Genomic DNA, 23,879 nt, shown 5'->3' with positions numbered 1-23,879 from the left:
GCCCGGATCCCGTCAGGGGACTGGGCCCTTCGCCATGTCGCGGGTGCGGGCGGGTGTGAGGTGGCTGACTCTGGGTGGAATTACTTCAACGCAGAGTCAGGAGGCCGTATGCGTCGTTCCCTCGCCCGAGCCCTGACCGGGGCGCTGTCGCTTGTCACCGCGGCGGCTGTGGCGCCCTTGGTATCGCCCGTCCCCGCCGGCGCCGACAGCGTGGTCGTCGGCGGCGATCCGGTCACCACCCTCGAGGCCCCCTGGGTCGTCGCACTCGCCAGCCGTGACCGGTTCGGGGGAACGCGCGCCGGTCAATTCTGCGGCGGCGTGGTGGTGGCGCCGACGAAGGTGATGACCGCCGCCCACTGTCTGAGCCGGACCGTGCTCGGCCAGGACGTGAGAGAGGTCCGGGATCTGCGGGTCATCTCCGGGCGCTCTGAGCTGACGGGCGTCGAAGGCCGGGAGATCGCGGTGAGCGACAGCTGGGTCGCGCCGCAGTACAACCCGCTGACCAACAGCTCGGACATGGCGGTGGTGACGCTGGCCGAGGCGCTGCCCGCGTCGCAGGTGATCCGCCTGGCGGGCGCCGGTGATCCGGCGTACCAGCCGGGCACGAGCGCCACCGTCTACGGCTGGGGCGATACGAGGGGCGACGGCAGCTACTCCTCATCGCTCCGGGCCGCGCAGGTGAGCGTGCTCTCGGACCAGGCGTGCGGACAGGCCTATCCGGGCGGACTGGGCGGGCGCTACGTGGCCGCCACGATGCTGTGCGCAGGAGACACCGGCGGCGGCCGGGACGCCTGTCAGGGGGACAGCGGAGGGCCGCTGGTGGCCCGCGGGATGCTTATCGGCCTGGTCTCCTGGGGGAGCGGCTGCGGGCTGGCGGGCAGCCCCGGCGTGTACACGCGGATCTCGGCGGTGGCCGTGCCGTCGGACTGAGGCCGGCACGGAATCGGACCGCCTTTCGCGGTCACGTTATGAGAGCGGGCGGCCGCCCCTGGTATTCAGGGGCGGCCGCCCGTTGACCGGTCCGGGACCGGCCTTGGCTCGTCGTGGGATGCGAGGTGTCAGTGTTCCTCTTCACCGGCGGCGGCCGGGACGGCCGTGAGTCGGTCTGTCTCATCCTGTATTTCCGCGGCGATCTTCTTGAGTTCCGGCTCGAACTTGCGCCCGTGGTGGGCACAGAAGAGCAGCTCACCGCCGCTGGTCAGGACGACGCGCAGGTACGCCTGGGCGCCGCAGCGGTCGCAGCGGTCTGCGGCCGTCAGGGGGCTCGCGGGGGTCAGAACAGTAGTCACGTCGCCTCTTCTCTAGCTCGACGAGCTGTCGTACCAGGGTCAACATCCAACCAGGCCGAAAACGTTCCCGCTCGTGGCTTTTCCTCGAAACTTCTTGTCAAGGTGGCTGTCTGCTGCCGGTTGGCGGCGAATGAGCCGTATTGCTTCGCTCTACGGATTTCGCGTTGCTTGTCTCGTTTGGCCCTCCCGGCTGGGTTGCCGGTTGTTCATGAGGACGTGCCCGGAGCCTAAATGGTTCATGCCTGGAAGGGAACGTGATGTGCACGTCACTCCATCGAGGGATCGAACACCTATACGAGACTGGACTAGCATGAGAAATCACGAGGGTGGCGTTACATCGGCTCTACCAGGCCTCGGTACGCTCTGACCGGCGACCGACGCCGGGCCTTTACCCCACCGGGCCACATCTCAAATTCAGCGAGGAGCGAACCGCGTGACCGCCGAAACGTCCGTGCCGTCCAGTGCGGTACTGACCGCAGACCGTGACGGGTCCAATTACACCGCGCGGCACCTGCTCGTACTCGAGGGGCTCGAGGCGGTCCGCAAGCGCCCCGGAATGTACATCGGGTCCACCGACAGCCGCGGCCTGATGCACTGCCTCTGGGAAATCATCGACAATTCCGTCGACGAGGCTCTGGGCGGCCACTGCGACCACATCGACGTGATCCTCCACGAGGACGGATCCGTCGAGGTCAAGGACAACGGCCGGGGCATCCCCATCGACAAGGAGCCCAAGACAGGCCTCTCCGGCGTCGAGGTCGTGATGACCAAGCTGCACGCCGGCGGCAAGTTCGGCGGTGGTTCGTACGCGGCGTCCGGCGGTCTGCACGGCGTCGGCGCGTCCGTCGTCAACGCCCTCTCGGCCCGCCTGGACGTCGAGGTCGACCGCAACAGCGCGACGCACATGATCAGTTTCCGGCGCGGGGTCCCCGGCATCTTCACCGAGTCGGGCCCGGACGCTCCCTTCGACCCGGCGAACGGCCTGCTCAAGGGCAAGCGCGTCCCCAAGACCCGTACCGGCACGCGCGTGCGGTACTGGGCGGACCGGCAGATCTTCCTGAAGGACGCCAAGCTCTCCCTGGAGCACCTCCACCAGCGCGCCCGCCAGACCGCCTTCCTGGTGCCCGGCCTGACCATCGTCGTCCGCGACGAGCGGGACCTGGAAGGAGAGGGCAAGAGCGAGGAGACCTTCCGCTTCGACGGCGGCATCAGCGAGTTCTGCGAGTACCTCGCCCAGGACAAGGCCGTCTGCGACGTGCTGCGGCTGACCGGACAGGGCACCTTCAAGGAGACCGTCCCGGTCCTCGACGACCGCGGCCACATGACCCCCACCGAGGTCACCCGGGAGCTCGGCGTCGACATCGCCCTGCGCTGGGGCACGGGCTACGACACCGCCGTGAAGTCGTTTGTCAACATCATCGCCACCCCCAAGGGCGGCACCCATGTGACGGGCTTCGAGCGCTCCATCACCAAAACGATGAACGAGGTACTGCGCTCCGCCAAGCTGCTGCGCGTCGCCGAGGACGACATCGTCAAGGACGATGCCCTGGAGGGCCTCACCGCGGTGGTCACGGTCCGGCTGGCCGAGCCGCAGTTCGAGGGCCAGACCAAGGAAGTCCTCGGCACCTCGGCGGCCAACAGGATCGTGGCCAATGTCGTCGCCAAAGAACTGAAGGCCTTTCTGACCTCCACCAAGCGGGACGCCAAGGCGCAGGCCCGGGCGGTGCTGGAGAAGGCCGTCGCCGCAGCCCGCACCCGCATCGCCGCCCGCCAGCACAAGGAGGCGCAGCGCAGGAAGACGGCGCTGGAGACTTCCTCGCTGCCCGCCAAGCTCGCCGACTGCCGCAGCGACGACGTGGAGCGCAGTGAGCTCTTCATCGTCGAGGGAGACTCCGCGCTCGGCACCGCCAAGCTCGCCCGGAACAGTGAGTTCCAGGCGCTGCTCCCGATCCGCGGCAAGATCCTCAACGTACAGAAGTCGTCCGTCTCGGACATGCTCAAGAACGCCGAGTGCGGCGCGATCATCCAGGTCATAGGAGCCGGATCGGGCCGGACCTTCGACATCGACGCCGCGCGCTACGGCAAGATCGTCCTGCTTGTCGACGCCGATGTCGACGGCGCCCATATCCGCTGCCTGCTGCTCACGCTCTTCCAGCGCTATATGCGGCCGATGGTGGAGGCGGGCCGGGTCTTCGCCGCGGTGCCGCCGCTGCACCGTATCGAGCTGGTCCAGCCCAAGAAGGGCCAGGACAAGTACGTGTACACGTACTCCGACAGCGAGCTGCGCCAGACCCTGCTGGAGTTCCAGCGCAAGGGGGTCCGCTTCAAGGACTCCATCCAGCGCTACAAGGGCCTCGGCGAGATGGATGCCGACCAGCTCGCGGAGACCACTATGGACCCGCGTCACCGCACCCTGCGCCGGATCAACATCGGCGACCTGGAGTCCTCCGAGCAGATCTTCGACCTGCTCATGGGCAATGAGGTCGCGCCCCGCAAGGAATTCATCACCAGCTCCGCGGCGACGCTGGACCGCTCACGGATCGACGCCTGACGACGGCCCGCCCACCCAGGGGTGGAGCCCGAGGCTCCACCCCGGAGCCGATCCCGGGTCCGGCTCTTCCTTCGTAGCATCGGGGGCGACGGAGGAGGATCTGACGTGCGCAGCAGCAAGTTGACGGTGTGGCCAACGCGGGAAGCACTGTCCCGTCTCGGCGTACCGCGCGTCCGTATCGCCCTCGACATCGCGGTGCTGGCCGGTCTTGCAGCATGGGCCGTGTACAGCGCGTACGACGCGGAGGTCTTCCACGGCCTGGGCGCGGTGCTCCCGCCGCTGGGTCTGCTCTGCTGCGCCGCTGCGGTCTTCGGCTTCCACCGGACGACCCTCGCCAACCGGCTGGGACCCTCGCTCGGACTGGTCGCCGCCCTCGCGGCCGTCGGAGCGGCGGCGTACATCGCCGGGGCCGCGGTTCCCGCGATGGTGCTGTGGATCTCGGCCTCCGTCACGGCGATGGAGCGCCTCCCGCTCTTCGCCGGCCTGGGTACCGCGGCGGTGATGTCCGTCGGCTTCGCGCTGGCCGACGACAGCGAGCTCGGGGCCTACTTCACGATCGCCGCGGTGCTGCTCGGCGGATACTCACTGCGGCTCGATGCCCAGGCGCGCGGTGCCGGATTCCGGCTGCTCGCCCAGGAACGGGCCGCCCGCGAGGCCGAGGCAACGTCCGTCGCCCTCGCCGAACGGGCCCGTATCGCACGGGAGATCCACGACGTCCTCGCGCACAGCCTCTCCGCTCAGCTCGTTCATCTGGAAGCGGCCCGGATCCAGATCGAGCGCGGACCGCAGGGGCCGTTCCGGGAACAGATCCTGGAACGGGTGGTGGCGGCACGGGTGATGGCCCGCGAGGGCCTCGCCGAGACCCGGCAGGCGCTTTCGGCGCTGCGCGGCGAGATGGCTCCCGTAGAGGACTATCTGCGCGAGCTCGCCGTCGCGGACGGAGCCGAGACCGAGGTGACGGGGGAGCGGCGGCAGCTGACGGCCGAGGCCTCGCAGGCTGTACGGCGCGTGGCACAGGAGGCTCTGACGAACGCGCGCAAGCACGCGCCCGGCGCAAAGGTGCGCATCCAGCTCGCCTATGAGAAGGATGAAGTGGCCCTGGAAGTACGGGACTCGGGCGCCGGTGCGCACGGCGGTGAGCTCGGGGCGTCCGGCTCCGGGTACGGTCTGCTGGGGATGCGCGAACGAGCCGAACTGCTCGGCGGCACCCTGGAAGCAGGACCCGAGGGAGAGGGCTTCGTAGTGCGGCTGCGGGTGCCGGCGTGACAACGCAGAACGCCAGAGTGATCGTCGTCGACGACCAGGCCGTGGTGCGCGAGGGCATTGTGATGCTCCTGGGGCTGCTGCCCAGCATCGAGGTCGTCGGCTCGGCCAAGGACGGCGAGGAGGCGGTCGCTCTCGTCGCCGAACTCGCCCCCGATGTCGCCCTGATGGATCTGCGGATGCCCCGCTGCGACGGCGTCGAGGCGACCCGCCGCATCCGCAGCGAACACCCGGGCACCCAGATCGTCGTGCTCACCACCTATGCCGACGACGACTCGCTGTTCCCCGCGCTGCGGGCGGGAGCGCGCGGCTATCTCACCAAGGACGCCGGCGGCGACGAGATCGTACGGGCCATTCAGGACGTCATGGCAGGTCGCGCGGGGCTCTCAGCGGTCGTCCAGCAGCGGCTGCTCGAGCAGGTCACGTCCGCGCCCGAACCGACCGGGCGCAGGCTGCCCGACGGGCTGACCGCGCGCGAGGGCGAAGTGCTGACCCTGATCGCGGAGGGCCTCACCAATGCCGACATCGCGCGCAGGCTGCACATTTCCACGGCCACCGTGAAGACCCACATCAACAATCTCTTCTCGAAGACCGGTATCCACGACCGCGCTCAGGCGGTGCGGTACGCCTATCGGGAAGGGCTTGCGCGGCCACCTGGGTCGAGCATCACCTGATGGGGTGAAGACCGGCGGGAGAAGAGTCCGGGATCTTCCCGCTCTGTCCATCCTTGTGCACGCGGCCGAAACGGTTCGCTGACCAAGGGGAGCTGATCGGTGGAGAAGCCTGAAGGGCGGGGCGCCGCGGCGGTACGGCTCGACGACCCGTGGTACGACGCTCTGGCCTCCGGCTGGGGGGAGTTGGACGGTACGGGCGCCCCAGCGCCCGTCGCGGCGCCCGGACCCGCGGTCCCGGAGCGTGGATCGAGCGCCGCCGACATCTATCTGGAAGTGCAGCGGAGTGCCGCCTTCCAGGAGGTGCGCAGCCGCTACCGCAGGTTTGCCGTCCCTGCCGTCCTCGCCTTTCTCACCTGGTACTTGGCGTACGTCGTCGCAGCGACCACCGCACCGGAGCTGATGGCCAGGCCGGTGGCGGGTGCGGTGAATGTGGCAATGGTCGCCGGGCTCGGGCAGTTCCTCACCACCTTCCTGCTGACCTGGGCGTACGCACGGCATGCGCGCCTGCACCGGGACCGGGCGGCGCTCGATCTGCGCTGGGACACACAGGAGTTGACACGGGGGGTCGTGCGGTGAGCGGCCACCACCAGACCCTGGCGCTGCTGCTGTTCAGCGCCTTCATCGCGGTCACGCTCGGCATCACCACCTGGGTGAGCCGCAACAGGCGTGGTTCGGCCGAGGAGTTCTACGCGGGCGGACGGCTGTTCTCGCCCCTGGAGAACGGCTTCGCCATTGCGGGCGACTACATGTCCGCCGCCTCCTTCCTCGGTATCTCCGGGCTCATCGCGCTCTACGGCTACGACGGAATGCTCTACTCCGTTGGGTTCCTGGTCGCCTGGCTGGTCGTCCTTCTGCTGGTGGCCGAACTCGTCCGCAACTGCGGCCGGTTCACGCTCGCGGACGTCGTCGCTTCCAGGATGAGCGAGCGTCCCGTGCGCATCGCGGCGGGAACTTCTTCGGTCACCGTGTCCGTTCTCTATCTGGTGGCGCAGATGGTGGGGGCCGGCAGCCTCGTCGCGCTGCTGCTGGGCGGTACGAGCGAAGCCGCGCGCTCGTGGACCGTCATCGGCGTGGGTGCACTGATGGTCATCTATGTGTCGTTGGGAGGGATGCGAGCCACCACCTGGATCCAGATCGTGAAGGCCGTGCTGCTGATGGCGGGCGCGATCGCGATGACCGTCCTCGTCCTCGCGCGTTTCCACGGCGACTTCAACCAGCTGCTCAACTCCGCGGCCGAACGAAGCGGCCACGGCAGGGAATTCCTCGCACCCGGCCTCAGGTACGGCGGAGACTGGACCGCACGCCTCGACTTCGTCAGCCTCGGCCTTGCGCTCGTCCTGGGCACGGCGGGTCTGCCGCACATCCTGTCGCGCTTCTACACCGTGCCGACCGCGCGAGCCGCCCGCCGCTCGGTCGTCTGGTCGATCGGTCTCATCGGCAGCTTCTATCTGATGACGATCGTGCTCGGCTTCGGCGCGGCCGCCGTGCTCGGCTCCGACGAGGTACGCAAGTCGAACGCGGCCGGGAACACCGCGGTCCCGCTGCTGGCGCTGGACCTCGGCGGAGGCGCGGGGTCAACCGGCGGGACGGTTCTCTTCGCCGTGGTCGCCGCCGTGGCCTTCGCGACGATCCTCGCCGTCGTCGCCGGGATCACGCTGGCTTCATCGGCTTCCGTCGCGCACGATCTCTATGCCTCGCTCAAGCGCCGTCGTGCCAGACAGCACAGCGAGGTTGCCGTCGCGCGGGTCGCGGCCGCGGGGATCGGCGTGGCCGCGATCGCGCTCGGCCTGCTCGCCCGCGACCTGAATGTCGCGTTCCTGGTGGGCCTGGCCTTCGCGGTGGCCGCCTCGGCCAATCTGCCCGTCCTGCTCTACTCGCTGTTCTGGCGGAACTTCACCACGCGCGGGGCGGTCTGGGCGGTGTACGGGGGGCTGGTTCCTGCGGTACTGCTCGTGGTGCTCTCGCCGGTCGTTTCGGGCAGCCAGGAAGCGCTGTTCCCTGAGGTGGACTTCCATGTCTTCCCGCTGCAGAACCCGGGCCTGGTCTCCATTCCGCTGGGCTTCCTGGCGGGCTGGATCGGTACGGTCACATCGACGGAGCTGCCGGATGAGGCGAAGCACGCGGAGACGGAGGTACGGGCGCTGACGGGCGCGGGAGCGGTGTGAGTCCCGGAGCCGGCCGAGTTCCGGGGTCGTCCCAGGGCCGTCCTGCCTTCAGCCCTCAGCCGCCGGACGGGCTCGCCGCAGGCCCGGACGGACTCGAGGATCCCCAGACGTAGCGGTGTTCCGGCCTGCCCGTTTCGCCGTATTTCAGGCTCAGGCGGACCCGGCCCGTTCGCTCCAGCAGTTTCAGATAGCGCTGGGCCGTCTGTCTGCTCACGCCCGCGCGCTCCGCGATCTCCTGGGCGGACAGCGGTCCTTCGGCGGCCAGCAGCACCTGGCGGACCACCTCGGCGGTGGTCGGGGAGTGACCCTTGGGCAGGTCCGGGGCGACGGAGCCGACCGAGAGTGCCCCGAAGATGCGGTCCACCTCCGCCTGTTCCGCCTCGCCGCCGCCCTCCAGAGTGCGGCGCAGCGTGGCGTACGCCTCCAGCTTGGCGCGCAGGCCGGCGAAGTTGAACGGCTTCACCAGGTACTGGAGCGCTCCGTGACGCATCGCCGCCTGGACGGTGGCCACGTCCCGCGCGGCCGTCACCATGATCACGTCGGTCTGGTGGCCGAGTCTGCGCAGCTCCCGTACGACCGCGAGGCCGTTCCCGTCCGGCAGATAGTGGTCCATGAGGATCAGGTCCACCGGGCAGTCGGCGATCCGGGCGAGCGCCTCGGCGGCCGAGTGCGCTGTCGCGGAGACCCGGAAGCCGGGCACCTTGGAGACGTAGGCCGCATTGATCTGCGCGACCCGTTTGTCGTCGTCCACCACCAGTACGTCGATCGGTGCTTCAGTCATCGCGCCTCCACGGCCGTGGCCAGCCCCGGCTCCGTCAGCGCCTCGGGGAGTACGACCGTGAACTCGGCGCCGCCGCCCTGCGCCTCCCGCACCCGCGCGCTCCCGCCCTGCCGTTCCGCGAGCCTGCGCACCAGCGCCAGACCGAGGCCGCGCTTGCCGTGTACGGGGAGTTCCTTGGTGGACCAGCCCTCGGTAAAGATCAACTCCCGCTGGTCGGGCGGGACTCCCGGGCCACTGTCCGCGATCCGCAGGACAGCCGTACGCCCCTCCGCGTGCAGCTCGACCTCGATCAGTGGGTCCGGCGAGCCGGTCGCCGCGTCCAGCGCGTTGTCGACGAGATTGCCGACCACCGTGACCAGGCCGCGCGGGTCCACCAGCCGGTCGGGCAGCAGTGTCCCGGGCGCGATGCGCAGCGATACGCCGCGTTCCGCCGCCACCGTCGCCTTGCCCACCAGCAGCGCGGCCAGCAGCGGATCGTGGATCTTCTCGGTGACCTGCTCGGCGGTGGCCCGGTGGACGCCGACCACCTCGGTGACGTACTCGACCGCCTCCTCGTGCATCTCCAGCTCGAGAAGGCCGAGCAAGGTGTGCATGCGGTTGGCGTGCTCATGGTCCTGTGCGCGCAGGGCGTCGATCAGTCCACGGGTGGAGTCGAGCTCGCGGCCCAGCTGTTCCAGCTCGGTACGGTCGCGCAGGGTGGCGACCGCGCCTCCGTCGTCGGTCGGCATCCGGTTGGTGATCAGCACCCGGCTGCCGCGTACGGTCAGCAGATCCTCGCCGGTGACCCGCCCGGCCAGCACGTCGGTGGTGCGCCCTTCGCCGAGGACCTCGTCGAGGGGACGTCCCTCGGCCTCGGGGCCGAGGCCGAGCAGCCGCTGGGCCTCGTCGTTCATCAGCCGGATCCGGCCCGAGTCGTCGAGGGCGAGCACCCCTTCCCGGATGCCGTGCAGCATCGCCTCGCGTTCCGCGAGCAGCGCGGAGATGTCCGAGAAGGCCAGGTCGTGGGTCTGCCGCTGGAGCCTGCGGGAGATCAGATACGCGGCCAGGGCTCCCACGGCAAGCGCCCCGCCCGCATACGCGAGCAGTCCGGGGATCGCCGCGAGAAGCCGGGCGCGCACGCTGTCGTACTCGATGCCGACCGACACCGCGCCGACGATCGTGCCGCTGTCGTCGCGCAGCGGCACCTTTCCGCGGGCGGAGCGGCCGAGCGTCCCGCTGTCGATCTCCATGACCTCATGGCCCGCGAGCGCGTCGCTGGGGTCGGTGGAGACGACCCTGCCGATCTGCTGGGGGGCAGTGTGGGACCAGCGCACTCCGCGCATGTCCATGATCACGACGTACTCGGCGCCGGTGGCCTTCCGGATTCGCTCGGCCTTGGCCTGGACCGGACCGCCTGCCGTCGGCTGCGAGCCGAGCAGCTCGTCGGCGGCCTCCGGGGACGCGGTCGTCTCGGCGATGGCGAGCGCCCTGCGCATCGCCTGATCGTCGAGCTGTGCGCTGAGCGGTGCGAGGAAGAGTCCGGTGGCCAGCACGGTGACACCGGTGGCGATGGCCAGCTGCATCAGCAGGACCTGGGAGAAGACCCGCTGCGGCCAGCCGAACCGCCGACGCCGGGCGGGAGCGGTCGGTACGGGGCTCATGCCTAGGAACGGTAAGGGGCGTGCGGCCCTTTCTGAAATCCCCTCTTCGCGCAAATCGCTTGCGTATTTTGCAGCCCGCTTACGTTTTCGTGGAAGCGGGCTGCAAAGGCGCTGGTGTGGCCGGATTCCGCGGTTCCGGCCGATTGCTGCGATCAATTTGACGCGGTCATGGCGGTGGACGATGTGGCAGATCTCTGCAATTCTCTGACCGCCATACGCAAAAGACTCAATCTGACGTGCAGATCGGGGACATATGAGACCGCAACGCTGGGGTTGGCGGGTTCTCTCCGCCGTCGTCACCACCAGTCTTCTGATGATCGCCTGGCCGTCGCTCACCGCCTCGGCGGCCGCCGGCCCCAATATCGCCGCGGGCCGCCCCGCGGCGGCGAGCAGCGCCCACAGCGAATACGCCGCCCGGAACATCACCGACGGAAACCAGGCCACCTACTGGCAGAGCGCAGGCGGCAGCCTCCCCCAGTGGGTCCAGACCGACCTCGGCTCCGCCCACCGGATCGACGAGGTCGTGCTCAGGCTGCCCGCCGGATGGGAGAGCCGCGAGCAGACCCTCTCCGTCCAGGGCAGCACCGACGGCGTCGGCTTCACGACCCTGAAGACCTCGGCCACGTACACCTTCGATCCGGGCCGGGCCAATACCGTGGCCATCGCCTTAGCCGAGGCTCAGACCCGTTTCGTCCGTATCCACATCACGGCCAACACGGGCTGGCAGGCCGCACAGCTGTCCGAGCTCGAAGTCCACGCGGCCGGGGAGTCCTCGGTCGACCTCGCCCGCGGCAAGACCCTGACGGCCAGCAGCCACACCGAGGTCTACACGGCCGCCAACGCCAATGACGGCAACCGGTACAGCTACTGGGAGAGCCGCAACGGCGATCTCCCGCAGTGGATCCAGGCGGACCTCGGCGCGTCCGTCCGTATCGACCGGGTCGTCCTGCGGCTGCCCGGCGGCTGGGATGCCCGGACCCAGACACTGCAGATCCAGGGCAGCACCAACGGCACGGACTTCACCGATCTGACCGCGTCGAAGGCGTACGAGTTCAACGCGGCGGGTGGCCAGTCGGTGACGATCGCCTTCGACGCCGCAACCACGCGGTACCTCCGCGTCCTGGTCACCGCCAACACGGGCCGGGCGGCCGCCCAGGTCGCCGAGTTCGAGATCTACGGCCCGGCGACCGGCGACACCCAGGCGCCCACCGCTCCCACCGCTCTCGCCTACACCGAGCCGGCCACCGGGCAGATCAAGCTCACCTGGGAGGCGTCCACCGACAACACCGGCATCACCGGCTACGACATCTACGCCAACAACGAACTGCGCACCACCGTCGCCGGCAACATCACGACGTACACGGACACGCAGCCCGCGAGCGCCACGGTTTCGTACGTCGTCCGCGCGAAGGATGCCGCCGGGAACCAGTCCGGCAACAGCAACACCGTCACGCGCAAGGGGGCCACCGGCGACACTCAGGCGCCGACCGCACCAGCCGGTCTCTCCTTCACCGAGCCCGCAGCCGGGCAGATCAGACTCAGCTGGGGCGCGTCCTCGGACAACACCGGTGTCACCGGTTACGACATCTACGCCAACAACTCGCTGCGCATGAGCGTGGCGGGCGATGTCACGACGTACACGGACACTCAGCCCGCGAGTGCGACGGTGTCCTATTTCGTACGCGCCAAGGACGCGGCCGGGAACGAGTCCGGCAACAGCAACACCGTGACACGCAACGGCTCAGCGGGCTCCGCCTCGAACCTCGCCGTCGGCAAGCCCATCACCGCCTCCTCCGTGATCCACACCTTCGTCGCGGAGAACGCCAACGACAACAGCCTGACCACCTACTGGGAGGGCGCCGCGGGCAGTTACCCGAACACCCTCACCGTGAAACTTGGCGCCAACGCCGACATCACCAGTGTGGTGCTCAAGCTCAATCCGGACAGCAGTTGGGGCACCCGGACCCAGAACATCCAGGTCCTCGGGCGAGAGCAGAGCGCGACCGGCTTCACGAGTCTCGTCGCGGCGAAGGACTACACCTTCGTTCCCGCGAGCGCGAACGCCGTCACCGTCCCCGTGGACGCGCGAGTCGCCGACGTCCAGCTGAAATTCTCGACCAACACCGGTGCCACCGCGGGCCAGGTCGCGGAGTTCCAGGTCCTGGGCGTCCCGGCGCCCAACCCCGATCTGGAGGTCACCGGTCTGACGGCCTCGCCCGCCGCGCCCGTCGAGTCCGACCCGATCACCCTGTCGGCCACCGTGCGCAACAGCGGGCCCGTCGCCTCCGCGGCCAGTGCCGTGGCGTTCCGGCTGGGCGGCACCAAAGTCGCCACGGCGCAGGCCGGGGCACTGGCGGCCGGGGCGACATCGACCGTCAGCGCGTCGATCGGGGCGCGTGACGCGGGTACGTACCAGCTCAGCGCGGTCGCCGACGAGGCGAACGCGGTCATCGAGCAGAACGAGACCAACAACACCTACACCAGCCCGACATCACTGGTGGTGAAGCCGGTCGAGAGCTCCGATCTGATCGCGTCCGCGGTCGGCTGGACCCCGAGCAGCCCCTCCGCGGGTGACACCGCCACCTTCTCCGTGACCCTCAAGAACCAGGGAACGGTGGCTTCCGCGGGCGGCAGCCACGGCATCACGCTCACCGTGACCGACTCCAAGGGCGCCACGGTCAAGACCCTCACGGGCGAGCACGGTGGAGTCATCGCCGCCGGCGCGAGCACGTCACCCGTGAACCTCGGCACCTGGGCGGTCGCCAACGGCTCGTACAGCGTCAAGGTGGTCGTCGCCGACGACGCCAACGAGCTGCCGGTCAAGCGCGCCAACAACACCAGCGCCCGGCCACTGTTCGCCGGGCGCGGCGCCGACATGCCGTACGACATGTACGAGGCCGAGGACGGCACGCTCGGCGGCGGGGCCCAGAAGGTCGGCCCCAACCGGACCATCGGCGACCTCGGCGGCGAGGCCTCCGGACGCCGGGCCGTCACCCTCAACAGCACAGGCAGCTATGTCGAGTTCACGACCAGGGCGAGCACCAACACGCTGGTGGCGCGGTTCTCGATACCCGATGCCCCGGGCGGCGGAGGCATCAACTCCACGCTCAACGTCTACGTCGACGGCACCTTCCTCAAGGCGATCGACCTGACGTCCAAGTACATGTGGCAGTACGGAGCCGAGGCGAGCCCCGGCAACTCCCCGGGAGCGGGCGCGCCGCGTCACATCTACGACGAGGCGAACGTGCTGCTCGGCGAGAGTGTCCGGGCGGGCTCGAAGATCCGGCTGCAGAAGGACGCCGCCAACAGGGACACGTACGCGATCGACTTCATCAACCTGGAGCAGGTCGCGGCGGCGGCGAACCCGGACCCGGAGGCGTACACCGTCCCGGCCGGAACCACCCACCAGGATGTCCAGAACGCCCTGGACAAGGTGCGGATGGACACCACGGGCAAGCTCGTCGGCGTCTATCTGCCGCCGGGCGACTACCGCACGTCGAACAAGTTCCAGGTGTACGGAAAGGCCGTCAAGATCGTCGGCGCGGGCCCCTGGTTCAGCCGCTTCACCACCCCGCCCGACCAGGAGAACACCGACGCGGGCTTCGATGTCCAGGCGACCGCCAACGGCTCGTCCCTCTCCGGTTTCGGGTTCTTCGGCAACTACACCGCGCGCAACGACGGTCCGGGCAAGGTGTTCGACTGGTCCAAGGTCTCGGACATGACCGTCGACAACATCTGGACCGAGCACATGATGTGCCTCTACTGGGGCACGGACACGGACCGGATCACCATCAAGAACTCCCGTATCCGGGACATGTACGCCGACGGGATCAACGTCACCAACGGCAGCAGCGACAACCGCGTCAGCAATGTGGAGGCGCGCACGACCGGCGACGACGCCTTCGCGCTGTTCCCCGCCGTGGACATCGTCAACGCCGACCAGACCGGCAATGTGTACGAGAACATCACCTCGCTGCTGACCTGGCGGGCGGCCGGTATCGCGGTCTACGGCGGCAGCCGGAACACCGTGCGCAACGCCCATGTCGCCGACACGCTCACCTACTCCGGACTCACCATCGCCACGCTGAAGTTCGGATCGATCCCGGCGCTGGGCTTCGGCGCCACTCCATCGACGTTCGAGAACATCTCGCTGGAGCGGGCCGGTGGGCACTTCTGGGGCAACCAGACCTTCCCGGCGCTGTGGATGTACTCGGCGGAGTACGAGTACCAGGGCATCCGGATCAGTGGACTCGACATCACCGATCCGACCTACTCGGGGATCATGTTCCAGACGAAGCACGACGGCAGTCGGCCGATGTACCCGGTCCGGGACAGCGTGCTGACCGATGTCGCCGTCAGCGGTGCGAAGAAGAGCGGTGACGCCTTCGACGCCAAGTCGGGCTTCGGGCTCTGGGCGAACGAGATGCCGGAGCCGGGGCAGGGGCCCGCGGTCGGGGAGGTCACCTTCAACGGTCTGCAGCTCAGCGGCAACGCGCAGGATGTAAGGAACACCACCTCCACGTTCAAGATCAACATCAACTAGCAGAACAGGGGCAAGTGCTGGCGCAAGCCGCTTGCATGGCTTGCGCTAGTCTTGCGCTCATGACGCGACGACTTGCTCAGGTGGCGAAGAAGGTTGGGGTCAGCGAGGCTACGGTCAGCCGGGTGCTCAACGGCAAGCCGGGAGTGTCCGAGGCCACCCGGCAGTCGGTGCTGAGCGCGCTCGACGTCCTCGGCTATGAGCGGCCGACCCAGCTGCGCGGCGAGCGGGCGCGGCTGGTCGGACTCGTCCTTCCGGAGCTGCAGAACCCGATCTTCCCGGCATTCGCCGAGGTCATCGGTGGGGCGCTCGCGCAGCAGGGGCTCACGCCCGTTCTCTGCACCCAGACCAAGGGGGGCGTCTCCGAGGCGGACTATGTGGAGCTGCTGCTCCAGCAGCAGGTGTCCGGAGTGGTCTTCGCGGGCGGGCTCTTCGCCCAGGCGGACGCACCGCACGCCCACTACAGGCTGCTGGCCGAGCGCAAGATTCCGGTGGTGCTGATCAATGCCTCCATCGAGAATCTCGACTTCCCCTGCATCGCCTGCGACGACGCGGTGGCGGTGGAGCAGGCCTGGCGTCATCTGGCCTCGCTCGGCCACGGGCGCATCGGCCTCGTCCTCGGGCCGAACGACCATGTGCCTTCGCGGCGCAAGCTCGCCGCCGCGCACGCGGTCGCAAAAGCGGCCGGCCGTGAGCTGCCCGACGACTGCGTCGAGCGTTCCATGTTCTCCCTGGAGGGCGGGCAGGCGGCGGCCTCGCGGCTGCTCGACCGCGGGATCACCGGGATCATCTGCGCCAGCGACCCGCTGGCCCTGGGAGCCGTACGGGCCGCCCGCCGGCGCGGTCTTGCCGTGCCCGGGGACGTCTCGGTCGTCGGCTATGACGACTCCGCCTTCATGAACTGCACCGAGCCGCCGCTGACCACCGTCCGCCAGCCGATCGAGGCGATGGGGCGGGCCGCGGTCGAGCTGCTGTGCGCGCAGATCCAGGGCGGCGATGTCCCGCCCGGTGAGCTGCTGTTCGAGCCGGAACTGGTGGTGCGCGGCTCCACGGCGCAGGCCCCGCGCTAGGGCGTGTTTGAGAAGTCGCGCCTGCCCCGCGACGCCTGGCACGCGCACTCGCGGTGTTGTCGGAGTCGCCCAAGTACGTCCAGTACGAGGGCGATCTCCCCCAGACTTCGTCCGGGGGTGCCCCCACCGCCTTGCGACTGCACGCACCAGACGCCGCGGGGCCCGCCCTTGGGGCGGACGGCGCTACTTCCAGAACACGCCCTAGCCCAGCAACCGGGCCCACAAGGGGCTGTCAAAGTTTTACGATATCGGCGCGAGATATTGCGGTCTTCTGTCGTCGGTGGTTGAGTGTGCCGCGCTCCCGCAGCGTGTCTGCCGCGGGGTCATCCACGCTCATGCCCGAAGGGGACCACCCATGAGAAGTGCTACGACCGTCCTCGTCACCGCGCTCGCGCTTACCGTCCTGGCTGCCTGCGGCACGAGCAGCAGCGGCGACAACGACGAGGGCTCCGGCGGCGGTTCGTCCGACCCGTCGGCGCCACTGGACCCGAAGGCCAGGCTGACGCTCACGATCGACTGCATGCCCTCGCCCGCCAAGGCCGCGGAACTCAAGGAGTGGAACGAGGACGTCAAGGCCTTCAACAAGGCGTACCCGAACATCAAGATCCAGGGACGCTCGACGCCCGGCCAGTGCCTCGAGCCGCCGCGCTTCACCGCGATGCTGAAGGCCAAGTCCCAACCGGACGTGTTCTACACGTACTTCACCGATCTCCAGCAGGTCCTCGACAACGCCGGAGCCGAGGACATCTCGGCGTACGTCACCCCCAAGACGGTCCCCGCGCTCGCCGACATCGACGCCGACGTCATGAACTCCCTCAGGCACGACGGCAAGCTCTACGGCCTCCCCACCAGCAACTACACCATGGGTCTGCTCGTCAACCGCAAGCTCTTCCAGCAGGCCGGGCTCAACCCCGACAACCCGCCGAAGACCTGGGCAGAGGTCCGTACCGCGGCCAGGGTGATCGCCGGACTCGGCAAGGGAATCGCGGGATACGGCGAGTACAGCGCGGGCAACACCGGCGGCTGGCACTTCACCGCCACGATGTACGGCCTTGGCGGCCAGGTCGTCGACGCGAGCGGCAAGAAGGCCGCCTTCAACGATGACCTGGGCAGGCAGATCGTCCAGAATCTGCACGCCATGCGCTGGGACGACGACAGCATGGGCAAGACCCAGCTGCTCAAGTGGGGCGACCTGCAGAAGCAGATTGCGAGCGACAAGCTCGGGATCTTCCTCGCCGCGCCCGACGACATCGCGTACATGGTCCAGCAACTGGGCGCCACGTACGAGAACTTCGGCATGGGGCCGATCCCCGGCCAGAAGAACACCCTCTTCGGCGGCAACAACTACATGATCAAGAAGGGGATCTCCCCCGACAAGATCAAGGCCGCGGTCGCCTGGCTCAACTTCAAGAACCTCACCCTCGGCAAGGGGCAGTTCGACTGGGCGCGCACCAAGGCCGACGGTCTGCCCGTCGGTGTCCCGCAGCCCAACTTCTGGCTCGGCGCCAGCAAGACAAGGGACGACGCGGCACGCGCGGCCAGTGCCACCATGCCGGTCCAGAACTTCAAGGCCTTCATGGACAACCCGGTCAAGGGCAAGGCCGAACCGCCCAAGGCCCAGGAGATCTACAAGATCCTGGACAACGTGATGTCGGCAGTGCTCACCAACGAGAAGGCCGACGCGGGCAGGCTGCTGGCCACCGCCGAAACGCAGGTCAACCAGATCCTGGCGAACCAGTAGCCGATGTCGGCTCCCACACTCACCCCGCGCAAGGCCCCACCGCGCCCCGGGCGCGCCACCGGGCTCCGTACGAACGCATCGAGGGAGGCGCTCGTACGGGCCCTGCGCCGCAATCTGTCAGCACACGGCTTCCTGATCGGCGCCGTGCTCTGCTTCTCGTTCTTCTCCTGGTATCCGATGGTCAGGGAATTCGTCCTGGCCTTCCAGAAGACCGAGGACGGACGCACCACTTGGGCCGGCTGGTCCAACCTCAGCACCGTGTTCAACGACCCGGCCTTCTGGCAGGCCTGGCGCAACACCCTGCTGTTCACCGGCCTCGCGCTGCTGCTCGGCTTCGCCGTCCCGTTCGTCGTCGCCCTGGTCCTCAATGAATTCCGGCATGCACAGGGCTACTTGCGGCTGCTGGTCTATCTGCCCGTCATGCTGCCGCCGGTCGCCTCCGTTCTGCTCTTCAAGTACCTGTACGACCCCGGCTACGGCCTCCTCAACCGGCTCCTGGAACTACTGCACCTCCCGCAGCAGCAGTGGCTCCAGGACCCCGACACGGCGATGCTCTCGGTCGTCATCGCCGCCACCTGGATGAACATGGGCGGCGCGACCCTGATCTATCTCGCCGCACTGCAGGGCATACCGGGGGAGCTCTACGACGCGGCGGAGCTCGACGGCGCCGGCCTGCTGCGCAAGATCTGGTACGTCACCGTCCCGCAGACCCGGCTGATCCTCTCGCTGATGCTGCTGATGCAGATCATCGCGACGATGCAGGTCTTCACCGAGCCGTTCCTGCTCACCAACGGCGCGGGTCCCGAAGGGTCCACGACAACCATCGTCTATCTCATCTACCAGTACGCCTTCAACTTCAACAACTACGGCGGCGCGGCCGCGCTCGGCCTGGTCCTGCTCGTACTGCTCGCGGGGTTCTCCGGTGCGTACGTACGGCTCAGCCGCGCAGACGAGGACGAGTAGGACGGGGGAGACGGACATGACCACACGCACACTCATCTCACCGGCCCAACTCGCGAGGCCCCGCGCGAAGTTCCTCTACTGGACGGTCTTCGTCCTGGTCGTCGCCCTCTTCACCCTGGTGTTCCTCGGCCCGCTCTGCTGGATGGTCTCCGGCGGGCTCAAGACCACCCAGGAGGTCGTCCAGTCACCGCCCACCTTCCTGCCCCAGACAGTGCACCCCGAGAACTACTCGCGGGCCTGGGACGTGATGGACCTGCCCCGGCTGCTGTTCAACACCCTCTACTACGCGTTGGGCGCACTCGCCTTCCAGCTGGTCCTCGATGTCGCCGCGGCCTACTCGCTCTCCAGGCTCCGGCCCGTGTTCGGCAAGGTCATCCTCGCGATGATGCTGGCCACGCTGATGATCCCGGCCACCGTCCTGGTCGTACCGCAGTATCTGACGGTGCTCGACGTGCCGGTCGTGGAGCGCAATCTGCTCAACTCGCCCTGGGCGATCTGGCTTCCGTCCGTCACGAACGCCTTCAACATCTTCCTGGTGAAGCGGTTCTTCGACTCGATCCCGGGTGAGCTCCTGGATGCGGCAGCGATCGACGGAGCGTCCCGGATGCGGACCCTGTGGTCGGTCGTGCTGCCGATCTCCCGGCCGATCCTCGGCGTCGTCTCCATCTTCGCGGTCGTCGGAGTCTGGAAGGACTTCCTCTGGCCGATGCTCACCCTGCCCGATCCCAGCAAGCAGACCCTCAATGTCGGGATCTACTCCCTGGCCAACGGCGTGCCCGAGAACGTGCTGATCGCGGCGCTGACCATCGCGTCCGTGCCGACGCTGCTGATCTTCCTGATCTTTCAGCGCAACATCATGAGCGGTCTCACGGCCGGCGGCCTCAAGGGCTGAACCCGGCCTTGTCCGGGGGCTGAGCCCGGCCCGTCGCACCGCTCTTCGTCAAGCCTCCGTCGCCGGCCTCACTCCGGTGCCCCGCTGTCGGGCCGGCGGCGGAGTCCCACCTGCCCGAAAGGACCGTCACGTGGCAGCCCCTCATCCGGATCACGCGGACGTGGACCGTACGGACGACTGGTGGCGTTCGGCCGCCATCTACCAGGTGTACCTGCGCAGCTTCGCCGACGGCGACGGGGACGGCACGGGCGATCTCGCGGGCGTCCGGGCGAGACTGCACTACCTCGCCGAACTCGGTATCGACGCGATCTGGTTCAACCCCTGGTACCTCTCGCCGATGGCCGACGGCGGCTACGACGTGGCCGACTACCGTGCCGTCGATCCGGCTTTCGGGACCCTCGCCGAGGCCGAGAAGCTCATCAGCGAGGCCCGCGAGCTGGGGATCCGCACCATCGTCGACATCGTGCCCAACCATGTCTCCGACCAGCACACCTGGTTCCGCTCGGCCCTCGCCGCCGGACCGGGCAGCCCCCAACGCGAACTCTTCCACTTCCGTCCCGGCCGCGGCGCGAGGGGCGAACTGCCCCCCAACAACTGGCCGTCGCAGTTCGCCGGGGAGACCTGGACCCGCGTGCCCGACGGCGAGTGGTATCTGCACCTGTTCACCCCGGAGCAGCCCGATCTCAACTGGGACCACCCCGTGGTGCGCCAGGAGCACGAGGACGTCCTGCGTTTCTGGTTCGAGCGGGGCGCCGCGGGTGTACGGATCGACTCGGCGGCCCTGTGCGCCAAGGCCCCCGGTCTGCCGGACGCCGACGAGCACGACACGACGCTCTACGTCGACCGCGACGAACTGCACGACATCTACCGCGCCTGGCGGGCTGTCGCCGACGAGTACGGCGGGGTCCTCATCGGCGAGCTGTGGGTGCCCGACCCGGACCGCTTCTCCCGCTATCTGCGATCCGACGAGCTGCACACCGCGTTCAACTTCGACTTCCTGGCCCGCCCCTGGGAGGCGGCCGAGCTTCGTGCCTCCATCGACACCACGCTCTCCTTCCACGCCCCGGTCGGCGCTCCGGCGACCTGGGTGCTGTGCAATCACGACGTGACCCGCACGGTCACCCGCTACGGCAGGGACGACACCGGCTTCGACTTCGCGAAGAAGCGCTTCGGAACGCCCACCGACCTGTCCACCGGCACCCGGCGCGCCCGGGCCGCGGCCCTGCTCTCGCTCGCCCTGCCGGGCTGCGTCTATCTGTTCCAGGGCGAGGAACTGGGGCTTCCCGAGGCGGACATACCGCTCGACCGCATCCACGATCCGATGCACTTCCGCTCCGGGGGAGTGGACCCGGGACGCGACGGCTGCCGAGTGCCGCTGCCCTGGGCCGCGGACGCGCCGTACTACGGATTCGGCTCGGCGGTGGGTCCCTGGCTGCCGCAGCCCGAGGGCTGGGCCCCGTACGCCGCCGACCGGCAGGCGGCCGATCCCGGCTCGATGCTGAACCTCTACCGGCAGGCCCTGCAACTGCGCCGGGCCGCACCCGGGTTCGGGGACGGACCGCTGCGCTGGCTGCCCACCGCGCCCGGAGTCCTCGCCTTCAGTCGTGGCGGCGGACTGACCTGCGTCGTCAATCTCGCCTGGGACCCCGCCGAACTGCCCGGCCACACAAGCGTCCTGCTGACGAGCGGGCCGCTGGACGACGAGGGCCGGCTTCCGCGAGACACGGCGGCCTGGCTGCGGGCCTGACGCGGAGAGACCTCCGCACGCTCACGGCAGCGGCCTTGGCGGGCGGGGGCCGTCGTACTGCCCGCTCGGACGCATCCGCAGCGGGCGCTCCTCGTACTCCTCCAGCGCGTGCGCGATCCAGCCCGCCGTACGTGCCACGGCGAAGACCGTCTCGCCCGCCTCGGCCGGCATCCCCGACGCCACCGAAAGGACCGCCAGCGCCAGGTCGACATTGGCGTGCAGCTCCACATGGCGGGCCGTCGTCACCTCCACCTCGCGCGCCGCCTCCAGCGCGGGACGGGCCGCGGGCAGCTGTGCCAGTACGCCGAACAGCGCCTCGGCGCGGGGGTCCTTGCCCGGGTAGAGCCGGTGGCCGAGACCGGGCACCCGACGGCCCGCCCGCAGATGGTCCGCCACCACGGGCGCGGCACTTCCCCGCTCCAGGACCTCGGCCAGCATCCGGTGCGCGAGACCGCTGGCGGCCCCGTGCAGCGGACCTTCCAGCGCGCCGAGACCCGCGGAGACAGCGGCGTACGGGTGGGCACGCGCCGAGGCCGCAACGCGTACGGCGAGCGTCGATGCGGCCAGATCGTGGTCGATCAGCAGCGAGAGCGCCATGTCCAGGGCTTGTACGGACGTCTCGTCCGGGCGCTCGGCCGTGAGGCGTGACCACAGCCGCCAGGCGATCCTGCCCTCGCCACGATGCCGTTGCCCGACCGTGGGGAGCGCGTCGACCAGGGTGGGGATCAGCATGCGCGCGCTGCCTAGCACGGCGTCGCGATCGAGGTCGAAGCGCAGCGGATCGGCGACGGCGGCCGCGATGGCGGCGACCCGCAGCCGGTCCGTCGATCCGCTGTGCGCGGGCAGCGCATCGACTGCGCGCCGGGCCGCGGCGAGCGTCTCGGGCGGAGACGTGAACCGCACGCCGGGTCGCAGAGTGCCGGTCCAGAGCCAGTCGGCGATCTCCTCGTAGCCGTAGCGGTGGGCGAGTTCCGTCGCGTCTACGCCTCGGAAGAAGTAGCGGTCCTTGTCGATCAGGGTGATGCGGGTGCGGATCCGCTGGGTCACGTCGCTGCCGGACGAGGGCTCGCGCCGGCCTCTGCGGACGAGCGCGTCGACCTCCTTGGCGTCGAAGGTGCTGCCGCGGCCGGTGGGGTCGCGCCTGCTCGAGAGCTGGCCGCGGCTGACATACGCGTACACCGTCTCGGGTTTCACACCGAGCCGTGCGGCCGCCTCCTTGGTGGTCAGCCGCTCGCCGTCCGCTGCGTGGTCCGTCATGCCGTCACCGTACACATATTGATTCAATCAATATTGACAGTGATCCCATCAAGCATGGACAGTCGAATCAAGTTCAGGGAGGACACCATGCAGAGCACCGGGACCACCGCACCCGTCGACGTACCGCGCGGACTCGCGGGGGTCGTCGTCACCGACACCGCGCTGGGCGACGTCAGAGGGCGCGAGGGCTTCTACCACTACCGCCAGTACTCGGCCGTCGAACTCGCCGAGCGGCGCGGCTTCGAGGACGTCTGGCATCTGATGTTCCACGGCGAACTGCCCGACGCCGCGCAGCGTGCGGCCTTCGCGAAGCGCACCGCGTCCCTGCGCCGTCTGCCCGACGACGTCCGCGCCGCGCTGCCCGCGATAGCCCGCTCGTCCGCGCTGTCCGGACCGCTCGCCGGACTGCGCACCGCGCTCTCCCTGCTGGGAGCCTCCGCGGGGCTGCGCCCGGTGTACGACCTCGACACCGACCGCCGCCGCACGGACGCACTCGCCGCGTGCGCGGCCGTGCCCACGCTGCTCACCGCGCTGCACCGGCTGGGCCAGGGGCTGGAGCCCGTCGAACCGCGCGACGACCTGCCGTACGCCGCCAACTACCTCTACATGCTGACCGGTTCGGAGCCGGAGCCGGCGCGGGCCCGGGCGATCGAGCAGTACCTCGTCTCCACGGTCGACCACGGCTTCAACGCCTCGACCTTCACCGCCCGCGTGATCGCCTCCACGGGAGCCGATGTGGCCGCCTGTCTGGTCGGAGCGATCGGCGCGCTCTCGGGCCCGCTGCACGGCGGTGCCCCGAGCCGGGCCCTGGACACCCTCGACGCGATCGGCACGCCGGAGCGGATCGACCCCTGGATCAGGGGACGGGTCCTGGCGGGCGAGCGGATCATGGGCTTCGGTCATCCCGTCTACCGCACCGAGGACCCGCGCTCGCGGATGCTGCGGGGCATCGCCGAGAGCTTCGGGGGACCGCTCGTGGAGTTCGCGGTCGAGGTGGAGGCGCGCGTCGAGGCGATCCTCGCCGAACTCAAGCCGGGCCGTGAGCTGCACACCAATGTGGAGTTCTACGCCGGGGTGGTCATGGAACTGTGCGGGCTGCCGCGCGAGATGTTCACGCCCACGTTCTGCGCGGCGAGGGTGGTCGGCTGGAGCGCCAACATCCTGGAGCAGGCGGAAGACACCAAGATCATCCGCCCGTCGGCCCGCTATGCGGGACCTCCGCCGCCCCAGCCCGTTCCGGTGGCGTCCTGACGAACGCCCGGCCCGGTACCACGGGCGGTGCCGGGCCGGGACCCATCCGCTCCAC

17 protein-coding genes are annotated in these 23,879 nt (G+C 69.2%); 13 read left to right on the top strand and 4 right to left on the bottom strand.

The genetic code is table 11. From position 1 onward, the window contains the following. Nucleotides 1-108: 108 nt before the first annotated feature. Entirely contained in the window at nt 109-930 is an 822-nt protein-coding gene (locus OHA61_RS09240) for a S1 family peptidase (protein ID WP_406302641.1), read from the top strand. A 128-nt stretch (nt 931-1,058) separates the two neighbouring features. Here OHA61_RS09240 and OHA61_RS09235 read toward each other — a convergent pair whose 3' ends face one another. Next, a complete protein-coding gene (locus OHA61_RS09235; RefSeq protein WP_142213264.1) occupies nt 1,059-1,289 on the bottom strand; it encodes a hypothetical protein in 231 nt (76 codons plus the stop codon). Between the two features lie 433 nt (nt 1,290-1,722). On the opposite strand from OHA61_RS09235, the gene OHA61_RS09230 reads away from it, so the two are divergent. The 5 genes from OHA61_RS09230 to OHA61_RS09210 all read left to right on the top strand — a co-directional run bounded on the left by OHA61_RS09230 (nt 1,723) and on the right by OHA61_RS09210 (nt 7,942). Next, nucleotides 1,723-3,840, top strand: a complete 2,118-nt coding sequence (locus OHA61_RS09230) for a type IIA DNA topoisomerase subunit B (protein ID WP_406302639.1) — start codon at nt 1,723-1,725, stop codon at nt 3,838-3,840. A 105-nt stretch (nt 3,841-3,945) separates the two neighbouring features. Next, nucleotides 3,946-5,106: a sensor histidine kinase gene (locus tag OHA61_RS09225; protein WP_406302638.1), complete on the top strand. Its 1,161-nt coding sequence runs from the start codon at nt 3,946-3,948 to the stop codon at nt 5,104-5,106. Next, nucleotides 5,103-5,777, top strand: coding sequence for a response regulator (locus OHA61_RS09220; protein ID WP_406302637.1), 675 nt, complete (start codon nt 5,103-5,105; stop codon nt 5,775-5,777). Before OHA61_RS09225 ends, OHA61_RS09220 begins: the two co-directional genes overlap by 4 nt. A 99-nt stretch (nt 5,778-5,876) precedes the next feature. Further along, nucleotides 5,877-6,353 (top strand): DUF485 domain-containing protein, encoded by a 477-nt coding sequence (locus OHA61_RS09215; RefSeq protein WP_406302635.1) that lies wholly within the window; start codon nt 5,877-5,879, stop codon nt 6,351-6,353. Further along, nucleotides 6,350-7,942 (top strand): cation acetate symporter, encoded by a 1,593-nt coding sequence (locus OHA61_RS09210; protein ID WP_406302634.1) that lies wholly within the window; start codon nt 6,350-6,352, stop codon nt 7,940-7,942. Before OHA61_RS09215 ends, OHA61_RS09210 begins: the two co-directional genes overlap by 4 nt. 55 nt (nt 7,943-7,997) lie before the next feature. On the opposite strand, the gene OHA61_RS09205 is transcribed toward OHA61_RS09210, so the two are convergent. Both OHA61_RS09205 and OHA61_RS09200 read right to left on the bottom strand, forming a co-directional pair. After that, complete coding sequence (locus OHA61_RS09205) at nt 7,998-8,723, bottom strand: response regulator (protein WP_406302633.1); 726 nt, start codon at nt 8,721-8,723, stop codon at nt 7,998-8,000. Next, nucleotides 8,720-10,363, bottom strand: a complete 1,644-nt coding sequence (locus tag OHA61_RS09200) for an ATP-binding protein (protein ID WP_406302632.1) — start codon at nt 10,361-10,363, stop codon at nt 8,720-8,722. The genes OHA61_RS09205 and OHA61_RS09200 overlap by 4 nt, the downstream gene beginning before the upstream one ends. Nucleotides 10,364-10,616: 253 nt before the next feature. On the opposite strand from OHA61_RS09200, the gene OHA61_RS09195 reads away from it, so the two are divergent. From OHA61_RS09195 to OHA61_RS09170, 6 genes are all read left to right on the top strand, one after another. Then, on the top strand, nt 10,617-14,906 hold the full coding sequence (locus tag OHA61_RS09195; protein WP_406302631.1) for a discoidin domain-containing protein: 4,290 nt from the start codon (nt 10,617-10,619) through the stop codon (nt 14,904-14,906). Nucleotides 14,907-14,965: 59 nt separating this feature from the next. Continuing rightward, complete coding sequence (locus tag OHA61_RS09190; protein ID WP_406302630.1) at nt 14,966-15,973, top strand: LacI family DNA-binding transcriptional regulator; 1,008 nt, start codon at nt 14,966-14,968, stop codon at nt 15,971-15,973. Between the two features lie 355 nt (nt 15,974-16,328). After that, the gene (locus OHA61_RS09185) at nt 16,329-17,714 is read left to right on the top strand and encodes an ABC transporter substrate-binding protein (protein ID WP_406302629.1); all 1,386 of its coding nucleotides are present in this window, start codon (nt 16,329-16,331) and stop codon (nt 17,712-17,714) included. A 3-nt stretch (nt 17,715-17,717) separates the two neighbouring features. Continuing rightward, entirely contained in the window at nt 17,718-18,677 is a 960-nt protein-coding gene (locus OHA61_RS09180; protein ID WP_406302628.1) for a carbohydrate ABC transporter permease, read from the top strand. A 16-nt stretch (nt 18,678-18,693) separates the two neighbouring features. Further along, nucleotides 18,694-19,569: a carbohydrate ABC transporter permease gene (locus OHA61_RS09175; protein WP_406302627.1), complete on the top strand. Its 876-nt coding sequence runs from the start codon at nt 18,694-18,696 to the stop codon at nt 19,567-19,569. Between the two features lie 130 nt (nt 19,570-19,699). Then, a complete protein-coding gene (locus tag OHA61_RS09170) occupies nt 19,700-21,316 on the top strand; it encodes an alpha-amylase family glycosyl hydrolase (RefSeq protein ID WP_406302626.1) in 1,617 nt (538 codons plus the stop codon). 21 nt (nt 21,317-21,337) lie between these two features. Here the strand turns inward: OHA61_RS09170 and OHA61_RS09165 are convergent, their stop codons facing one another. After that, entirely contained in the window at nt 21,338-22,573 is a 1,236-nt protein-coding gene (locus OHA61_RS09165; protein ID WP_406302625.1) for a citrate synthase, read from the bottom strand. Nucleotides 22,574-22,660: 87 nt separating this feature from the next. Here OHA61_RS09165 and OHA61_RS09160 point away from each other — a divergent pair, with 87 nt between their 5' ends. After that, entirely contained in the window at nt 22,661-23,824 is a 1,164-nt protein-coding gene (locus tag OHA61_RS09160) for a citrate synthase/methylcitrate synthase (protein WP_406302624.1), read from the top strand. Nucleotides 23,825-23,879 lie beyond the last annotated feature (55 nt).

The sequence above is a fragment of the Streptomyces sp. NBC_00885 genome (assembly GCF_045207475.1).
GTDB lineage: Bacteria > Actinomycetota > Actinomycetes > Streptomycetales > Streptomycetaceae > Streptomyces.
The sequence above is the reverse complement of the archived record's forward strand: the minus strand, read 5'-3'. Positions and strand labels throughout refer to the sequence as shown.

Bases quoted from the DNA above. Each gene is read 5' to 3' on its own strand.
- OHA61_RS09195 (WP_406302631.1), top strand. From the start codon at position 10,617: ATGAGACCGCAACGCTGGGGTTGGCGGGTTCTCTCCGCCGTCGTCACC.
- OHA61_RS09180 (WP_406302628.1), top strand. From the start codon at position 17,718: ATGTCGGCTCCCACACTCACCCCGCGCAAGGCCCCACCGCGCCCCGGG.
- OHA61_RS09160 (WP_406302624.1), top strand. From the start codon at position 22,661: ATGCAGAGCACCGGGACCACCGCACCCGTCGACGTACCGCGCGGACTC.
- OHA61_RS09190 (WP_406302630.1), top strand. From the start codon at position 14,966: ATGACGCGACGACTTGCTCAGGTGGCGAAGAAGGTTGGGGTCAGCGAG.
- OHA61_RS09200 (WP_406302632.1), bottom strand. From the start codon at position 10,363: ATGAGCCCCGTACCGACCGCTCCCGCCCGGCGTCGGCGGTTCGGCTGG.
- OHA61_RS09185 (WP_406302629.1), top strand. From the start codon at position 16,329: ATGAGAAGTGCTACGACCGTCCTCGTCACCGCGCTCGCGCTTACCGTC.
- OHA61_RS09175 (WP_406302627.1), top strand. From the start codon at position 18,694: ATGACCACACGCACACTCATCTCACCGGCCCAACTCGCGAGGCCCCGC.
- OHA61_RS09165 (WP_406302625.1), bottom strand. From the start codon at position 22,573: ATGACGGACCACGCAGCGGACGGCGAGCGGCTGACCACCAAGGAGGCG.
- OHA61_RS09205 (WP_406302633.1), bottom strand. From the start codon at position 8,723: ATGACTGAAGCACCGATCGACGTACTGGTGGTGGACGACGACAAACGG.
- OHA61_RS09240 (WP_406302641.1), top strand. From the start codon at position 109: ATGCGTCGTTCCCTCGCCCGAGCCCTGACCGGGGCGCTGTCGCTTGTC.